The sequence below is a fragment of the Marivita cryptomonadis genome, from assembly GCF_002115725.1.
GTDB classification, from domain to species: domain Bacteria; phylum Pseudomonadota; class Alphaproteobacteria; order Rhodobacterales; family Rhodobacteraceae; genus Marivita; species Marivita cryptomonadis.
Window position 1 is genome coordinate 64,004 of sequence record NZ_JFKD01000019.1, and the last position, 7,259, is coordinate 71,262.

4 protein-coding genes and 1 tRNA gene are annotated in these 7,259 nt (G+C 52.7%); all 5 read right to left on the bottom strand.

Going from position 1 to position 7,259, the window contains the following annotated elements:
• Nucleotides 1-2 precede the first annotated feature (2 nt).
• The 5 genes from MCRY_RS18210 to MCRY_RS18230 all read right to left on the bottom strand — a co-directional run bounded on the left by MCRY_RS18210 (nt 3) and on the right by MCRY_RS18230 (nt 7,249).
• A complete protein-coding gene (locus MCRY_RS18210; protein ID WP_171046135.1) occupies nt 3-3,797 on the bottom strand; it encodes an AAA and adenylate/guanylate cyclase domain-containing protein in 3,795 nt (1,264 codons plus the stop codon).
• A 364-nt stretch (nt 3,798-4,161) separates the two neighbouring features.
• The gene (locus MCRY_RS18215) at nt 4,162-4,947 is read right to left on the bottom strand and encodes an MBL fold metallo-hydrolase (RefSeq protein WP_280523438.1); all 786 of its coding nucleotides are present in this window, start codon (nt 4,945-4,947) and stop codon (nt 4,162-4,164) included.
• Between the two features lie 69 nt (nt 4,948-5,016).
• On the bottom strand, nt 5,017-5,730 hold the full coding sequence (locus MCRY_RS18220; protein WP_085632542.1) for a cyclic nucleotide-binding domain-containing protein: 714 nt from the start codon (nt 5,728-5,730) through the stop codon (nt 5,017-5,019).
• 84 nt (nt 5,731-5,814) lie between these two features.
• Entirely contained in the window at nt 5,815-6,432 is a 618-nt protein-coding gene (locus tag MCRY_RS18225; RefSeq protein ID WP_238939783.1) for a Crp/Fnr family transcriptional regulator, read from the bottom strand.
• Between the two features lie 740 nt (nt 6,433-7,172).
• A tRNA-Met gene (locus MCRY_RS18230) sits at nt 7,173-7,249 on the bottom strand.
• Nucleotides 7,250-7,259: the final 10 nt, after the last annotated feature.

A 7,259-nucleotide genomic window follows, 5' to 3' on the forward strand; every position in this document is an offset into this window, starting at 1 on the left:
TACTAAGCGTCTGATGTTGCTTTGATCTGTGTTGATACCCAAAGCTGCGACAACGGCCCATCGTATTTAACTTGGAATGCGTTTTTTCGCATCAAATCCGCAAGTTCTTCCAAAGACGTCGATGTCGTACCGACTTTCAGGCGCTTTGCCTCATGCGCTGCCAAGAACGCAAAATGCACTGCACCGTCACCGAGCGCGAGATTGATTGCACGGTTGAGTGTGTTCAATACAGTAGCGTGAGAGAGTGCTTCAGCATATTGCACCTGAGCTTCCGCGCGTAAGACTTCGGGTAGGAAGGCGCTTGCACCACATTTCTTGATTGCGGCCAGTGCTTCGTTGACCTTTTCACGGGCCAGAGCGGGTTCGCCGATAGCCAGATGCGCCTCAGCGGCCAGAGCAAGGAAATAGGGATTGAAGCTATCCAGTTTCATCGCTTGAGAGATTTGCAACTGTCCACCAAGAAACGCCGCAACACGCTCGTCATTCATCCCAAGTTTTGCTGCTGCCCATCCCAGGTAAATGCGTCCAATGATAGAGAACAACGCAAAACCACGCGTATCGGCATCGGTCACCAGTGCTTCGGCATATTCCAAAGATGCCCTAGGCGCTCCAGCGAGTACAGGAAGTGGTGCGAAACCAGAGACGAAGGCGCGCGCGAAATGATCTGTTGCGCCGAGATGTGTCGCTTCATCATGTGCAGCCAACGCCGCTTGCCATTGACCTTGAACAGCACGCCCCAAGGCTTCCCAACTGCCGGAATAAATCCGCCAATCACCCGCACCGGAATGTGAAAAAAACATACCGTCACCCAGCGCCGCAGCTTCATCAATGGACCGACGGGCAAGTTTCGTCCCCTCAACGATCCTGCCCGTCAGCACACTTTGGATTGCCTCTGTATGGTGCAGGAAAGATGGCATTTTGGGATCACGGCTGCTTTCTGAAAGCGCCTTGATCCACGACAGGATCGGGGCGCTGTCGCTGTAGTCACCACGTGATGCGTAGAAGGAAAACAACCCATAAAGAGTAAAAACCAAATCCTCTTGGTGATCGACCGTCTCCGAGAATTCGAGAGCGGCACGATACGCCTCTTCCACTGTCGGATCCCCATAACCTCTTACCAGAGACAAGGAATACGCTTTCGAAACCTGCAAATGCAGGCATTTGCGGCGCCAATGTTCGGTGTTTGGTAGACGTTCCAATACTCCCAAAGCCTGCTGGTGGAACTGGCTGGCTTCAAGATTGGCCGTTTCGCTGGCGGCTTGATGGGCCGCGGCCTCCAGTGCTTCAATAACTCTTGCCAGAACTTCAGGATCGCTTTCCTCTGGAGAGAGGCTTTGCGTGAGATGTCGCGCACGACGTTGGATGGCTTCGGGCCCTGACTGCATGGCCCACCATTTAGACAGGCGCTGGTTCATATCGCGGCGCAAAGTGGAAGTCATACTTTCGCCAATGGCCTCTTGAACGAGTGCGTGACTGAAGCTGAATACGTTCAGCGCGCCCGTCTCCTCGACGGCAATATATCCTTCGGCTTCAAGGGTCTGAAGTTCCTGCGCAACCGCATCTGGCGGAAGTTCCACACCCAGCGCAATTTCTACCGCATGTTGGCTGAAAGTACGCCCGTGCACGGACGCCGCAGCCGCGACACGTTTGGTTGTGTCAGCAAGCGCATCAACGCGGGCCAAAATGGCCCCCTCCACCGATTCAAGGAAATCGACATGATCCAGCTCTCGCTGGCCTCCTGCAAACAGGCAGTGCCCACCTTCATGTGTGACATATCCCTGCTCGAGCAGCGCCCGTCCGATCTGCACGGCAAACAGAGGAGACCCCCCGGATTTTTCGATAATCAGCTTCTTTAGATCAGGAGACAGACTATCTGCTTTCAGCTGCTGACACGCAATTTCGATCACACCATCTTGGCCAAGAGGCTGAAGTTCGAGCGTTTTCACATCTGGTGCGCCATAAAGCATGACCGCTTCCATTGTGGATGGGGGTTCAGGCCGCTTTGCCAACAGGATGGCAATGGGTGCGCCGGCTTTCACAACACCGTGCAATAGCGCGACAGAAGGTGTGTCCATCCATTGCGCATCATCAAAACACAGGATGACACGGTCTCGTGCGGCCAATTCCGATAGCGCAGTCGCCACCAAACCAGCAATCTTTGCCCCGCGTTCAGGCCCATGAACTTCCGACACCGAGTCGGGTAGTTTATTTCTGGCATACGCGAGCCATTCAACAACGCCTTTCCCCTCTTCTGACAAAGCGCCATTGTCATGTTCAAGGATGCTCGCTGATAAACGGCGCCAGGAATGGTACGGCAGATCACGTGATATTTCTTCACCGCTGCTGACAAGCCAGCACGTGTCCCGCGATTTGAAAGCCTCCTGAACTTGGGAAAGCAAGGCGGATTTTCCGATACCAGGCAATGCTTCCAGTACCACTTTTGCACCCGCTCCAGCCGATAGTGCATTTTCGATCTCCGAAATCTCAGAGCGCCGACCAACAATCCTGCAGCGCAAAGTGCCCGGCGATGACTTGTGTTCAAAAGAGTTCCGACCAACGAGGCGTCTTGCTGTGGAGTCCGGGCTGTCTTCGAAAGTGAAATAGGTGGTCAAGTCTTCAGATACTGCGTTCGCGACCAATACTTCATGGGGAACTGCAGCGACCATCAATCGCGCAGCATGAGACATTGGCTTGCCAGTGATGTCGTATCTTGCGCGCCCAGACGTCGCAAAAATGCCGGACAGCGCAGAGCCACGTGCCACTCCTACACCCACGTCGATACCACGGGCTTTCGCGAACTGCGCGATGCTTTCACCGGCGAGAACTGCGCGAAGCGCGTCGTTTTCGTGACCAACCGGCGCCCCAAAAACAGCAGACACATAGCTGCCTTTGGCATCGGAATTTAGGCCAAGGACTGTTCCTCCTTGTTTGATCACCACCGACTGCACGTGCGATACAAGCTGTTGCATGTGTTCTTGATCGGAAGCGGCAGAGTACTCAAGCCCGCGTATGTGAACGAAGAGCGCAACGACAGTTCGAATTTGAGCAACAGCATCTAAGCCAAAGCGGGCAACATCCGACCTTTCCGCGCAAAGGGAGTAAGCGACACCACGAAGTGTCAGCGGAACCCATGCGATCGCGTCGGTCTCTGATATGGTCTCATTTTTGGTACCGAGTGCGCTCTCTTTGCACGGTGGAACCTCTTGTATTTCATACGCTCCAGCGACGCCAAAAGATTCAACACCAATGCCTTTGGCCGCCAAAAGGGCTTTCACAGCTTCGCATGCAACAATGCTGGGTCGTTCGGGCAGCGTATCAAGCTCTGCTAATGTTTGAGCAGCACTCCCCCCGAAAAGTTCGAGAAAAGAAAGCGCATCGCTCCCGGTCACCTTTCGAAGAAACGTACCAGACGCGATCGAAATACGTGTTGCGTCTTCAAACTGCTTTGCGATTTTAGTAGCGACCATTGCAGCACGGTGCGCCGCATCTTCAGCACCACCAAAGTCGTCTGCACTAAAGAAAAGCGTTACAGCATCGCCTGCGAAGGCGACCGACGTTCCGCCAAAGCGGGCCCCGGCATCTAATATACCCGAAAAGAAATTTTGCAGCCGGCCGTAGAGCAACTCTGCTCCAAGTTTACGGCCGTGTCTTTCAATCAGTTCCTCTGTCATGCGCGTGAAACGCACGACGTCGACAAACACCGCAGTCCCCTTTTGTGCGATCATTGAGGTGCGTTGATTGGCAGCGTCTCGATGGAAGTGTGGGACAAAATCCTTAAGAAAAATCTGGGTTGCCACTGACATCTCCTGCATCTCGCCGCGCCGAAAGTGCTCCGACTTTCATGGTCGGAAGGTAAGGTCTCTTCCAAGGAAAAAGTGGGGATCACCGAAGTGACCCCCAAAGGGAGAAACGAAACATGAAAAAAATCGTCTCAATGCACGTGTGGCAACTGCGGAATTGTGGGGATCGGCCCGCCCTAGGCGTCCGTGCGAAAGATAGTGTGAGGCGGTAAGTCCTGCCTCTTCCTTTCGCCCGGAATCTTGTAGCTTTTCCAACACGTTTTCCCCAGCCACGCACAACACGCCGGTGTGTTGTGCCATGAACACCTGTTACGTTCTGTGAATTGCATCACAAAAGCAATGATCCGGGGAAAAGGCCGCGTCAAAGCCAGATCGTCTGGCCGTCTTTTCCTAAGCGACCATTGGGAAACGCGGCACGAAGCTCTTGGTCCACAAGATCAAGTGTATGGTCATCCGCAAGATGGTGATGGTGCACACCTAGCCACTTTTTGGCCTGAGCTGCGATCTGACCTGCAGCCCGCCAATGTGTGTGACCAAAGGATTTGTGCGGATCATAGTTCTGTGGTGTGAACGTAGTTTCCAAGATGCCAAGATCTGCATTGTCCATCCATGCAGTCAATGTGGACATTTGGTCTGCTTCAAAGTGTGAGAAGTCGCCCGTGTAAACAACGCTCTTGTCCCTGTGTCTAATACGGAAAGCTGTGTTTCCACCTGGATGGCAAAGTTCGAGGCATTCGATCGTGGCGTCCCCCACACTATGCATTGCCACATCGGACAAATCTTGAAACGACAGGTCGGCCCGAATTGCATCTATGCCCATTGGAATAAACGGCTGTGCAAACAATCGACGCATCATTTCTTCGACAGAGCAACTCAGCACCGCTTCATTCGCCAACAATCGAACGCGCACTCCGGTTTCGAACAACGGTGCGAAAAATGGCAAGCCCATGACGTGGTCGATATGAAAATGGGTCAACGCTATGTCAATTTCAGTCGTTTCGTCTTGAAGGAGCCTTTGCCCAAGGGCAACCAGACCAGATCCTGCATCGCAAATGATACTCCTCGACCCGTACGTCACCTCGTAACAGGACGTTGCACATCCATATTCGGACGTCCAAAGGCCTGACTTTGGAACAGACCCATGCACGCCCCAAAGAGTAACGCTTAATTCAGATTGGTGTTGTCCTATCTTTCGAACTCCCTCGCGGCGGCCACGTCAGGCACAGTCTCCCGTGTCGACCGGGTTCATTGTTCCGACATGTCTGCTCGTGGCTTCTAACTTGAGCCGCATGTCGCGAGAAAAGCTGTTCTGGATCACAGTCGCGATGGCAGCCTCGTTTTGGCTTAGGGTGCGCAGTGCTTCAGCGTCTAAGCACAACAGACGTGCACTACTTGTGAGTTTGACAGTCGCTGTTGCAGGGGCGTCGCTCAGGACAGTCATCTCGCCAATGAAACTTCCCGGACGGCATGTCGCTATCCGTGTGTTGTTCTGACACACCTCGGCGCTGCCGTGTTTCAAGTACATCAGACTGTTGTTCCTTTCGCCTTGCCGGGTCAACTCAGCTCCGCGGTCACCATCAATCCAGATCCCGATGTCGAGCACTTTGCGTGCAAGATGCAAAGGAAGCCTTTGCAACTGCTCTTCCACAAATTCGATTTCTTCGTCAGTGAAGCGGATGCGCCGATACAAGAGATACATCCGGGCAAGTCCAAAAATGGAGATCAGGATCCAGCTCACCTGGATAACGACGGATGCTGCGTTGAATGCCGTGGAGAGACTCACCAGCACGAACGAAGCCGCAAACAAATTCATAACTGTGTAAATTTTTGAATTTCCGCCGATATACCCTGCCTGCAGCAAGAAATATGAAGCAAGATATAGAAAGGCACCAAATAGGCCGATGTATTTTAAAATTTCATCCGTTGGCATGGTATTGTCTCAAGAAAGTAGAGGCGCTGAGACACAGCCAAACAAGTTCAAGAATTGCAGTATGTGACCTACGCCACAAAAACATCAAATAATATCAGCTCCTCCAAGCCTTCTCAGTTCATTCCGATCAAGGATGATTATTTTTTGCCGCTTTAGGTCAATCACGCCGTTCTGTCGCCATTTTGAAAGAGTTTTTGAAACCGCTTCGCGAGATGCGCCGGTAAAGTCGGCGAGTTCTTCCTGGCTGATGGCAAGTTGAGCCACACTAGTTTGCTGAGACGTAAGATGTAAGATTTTTCGCGCCAAGCGTTCCGGAAGTCTTAAGAAAGCTTGCTGGTGCAATTGATCGGTCAGCAGACGCATTCTTTTTGCAGCTGCTGCCGTGATATCGAGACCGAGCTGAGGATTGGCAAGAATTGCCGGGATCAGATCCGTCCGTGATATGGAAAGCAACGTGCACGGTTCAAGAGCCGTAACCGTGGCAGTTCTAGCGCCAGGATCAAATAGTGCAATTTCACCGATCAGGTTGCCTGGCTGAATGACATCCAGAGCAAGCTTGCGCCCTTCCAACGAAATAACGCTTACCTCCAAAGTCCCATCTTCGAGAGCAAAAAGCGTGTCACCCTCATCGCCTTGCTGAAAAAGCACCGCATGTGCTTCCAGTTTTATTTGAATGGCAAGCGTCTCCATGACCTCAAGCATCTGCACGGGGGCATGTCGAAAAAGCCCCGAACGAGGCAGTCGAAGTTGAGTTTTGGGTACCGACGTGGCCATGAGTGACTTGGTGAGCCTCCTACGCGAAATGTGCTGTAAAAATACCGTGGAGCGACCATTTTTTTTCAATCAAAGGCAAAAGCTCACATCGGACTTGAGCTGCAGGTGCAGGTGCACCTTCAGTCTTGTCCCTATCGCAATGCAGAAGCAATCCGAGGCATTCAAAGACCTGACTGGCGAATAGTGCCGTGGAGTGATACATACGTGCAACACGTCCCCAAGGCCGTCTCAGACTTCACCGACCGACGACGTCACTCGTTAATCGGTTCTGGTACTTGCTGCCGCGCAAAGCGTGGAGGCGTTCGAAGTATCTTTGGTTTACGCAACGCCTTCTTCGTTGGTCTTATCTGTTCCCCTCCTTCGCCTAGAAGCAAAAGGAACTGGCGAGGGTAATCACGGATTTGGATATCTTGCTAGCGCGATCGCCGCAGGCTCGTGCATCGAGCGTATCAAAGTCCGCCTCGAGCGACTGTCCAAACCAGACGAAGACGGCGCTACCCGCGAGGCGATCGGTAGCCTGATTAAGAACATCGTCGTCACACCGATACAGACAGGAGGACAGAGAATGGAGCGCTAGCGGACGTTCTTAAGCACAGCCGTGGCACAGGCGAAGGCCTAAATAAAAGAAAACTTCTACGAAAAGGAAGTCATGCAAAGTATAGGAATTATGGTTGCGGGGGTAGGATTTGAACCTACGACCTTCAGGTTATGAGCCTGACGAGCTACCGGGCTGCTCCACCCCGCGACAGTATGTA